The 1,048-nt window shown below is 70.4% G+C and carries 1 protein-coding gene; it reads right to left on the bottom strand.

Annotated features, from left to right (window positions below; translation table 11 throughout):
* Positions 1-1,048: peroxidase family protein (locus tag PLL68_RS15800; protein WP_324535732.1), on the bottom strand; the 1,048-nt coding region annotated here is incomplete at both ends.

Here is a 1,048-nt window from a genome sequence, read left to right as displayed (position 1 = left end):
GTGCTCTGGTCGAGCAGGTTGACGAAGAAGTCGTTGCTGAGCGACCCCGTGTTCGTGGTGAACACGCCGAGTGAGGACCCCTGCGTGTTCGCCCCCAGCACGCGCAGACCACCGACGAGCACGGTCATCTCCGGGGCGCTGAGGTTGAGCAGGTTCGCGCGGTCGACGAGCAGGAACTCCGCGCCGAGGCGGTGACCCTTGCCCGCGTAGTTGCGGAAGCCGTCTGCGCTGGGCTCGAGCACGGCGAACGAGTCGACGTCGGTCTGCTCCTGCGTGGCGTCGGTGCGGCCCGGCGTGAAGCGGACAGCCACCTCGTGGCCGGCGTTGCGGGCAGCCTGCTCGACCGCGGCCGTGCCGCCGAGGACGATGAGGTCGGCCAGCGAGATCTTCTTGCCGCCGGTCTGGGCGCCGTTGAACTCGGCCTGGATGCCCTCGAGGGCGCTGATGACCGTCGCGAGCTGCGCCGGGTCGTTGACGTCCCAGCCGTTCTGCGGGGCCAGGCGGATGCGGGCACCGTTCGCGCCACCGCGCTTGTCGCTGCCGCGGAACGTCGAGGCCGACGCCCAGGCGGTGGCGACCAGCTGGGAGACGGTGAGGTCGCTGGCGAGGATGCGCGCCTTGAGCTCGGCCACGTCGTGAGCATCGACGAGCTCGTGGTCGACGGCGGGCACCGGGTCCTGCCAGATGAGCTCCTCCTGCGGCACCAGTGGGCCGAGGTAGCGCTCGATCGGGCCCATGTCGCGGTGGGTCAGCTTGAACCACGCGCGGGCGAACGCGTCGGCGAACGCGTCGGGGTTCTCCAGGAAGTGCCGCGAGATCTTCTCGTAGGCCGGGTCCATCCGCAGGGCGAGGTCCGTGGTGAGCATGACCGGAGCGGTCCGCTTGGTCGGGTCGTGCGGGTCGGGGACGGCATCCTTGGCGGCGGGGTCGGTGGGCACCCACTGCCACGCGCCGGCCGGGCTCTTGGCGAGGTCCCACTCGTAGTTGAACAGCGTCTCGAAGTAGCTGTTGTCCCACGTCGTCGGCGTCGGGGTCCACGGACCCTCGA

The sequence above is a fragment of the Ornithinibacter sp. genome (assembly GCF_035443565.1).
Lineage (GTDB): Bacteria > Actinomycetota > Actinomycetes > Actinomycetales > Dermatophilaceae > Fodinibacter.
This window is presented reverse-complemented; position numbering and strand designations above follow the sequence as displayed.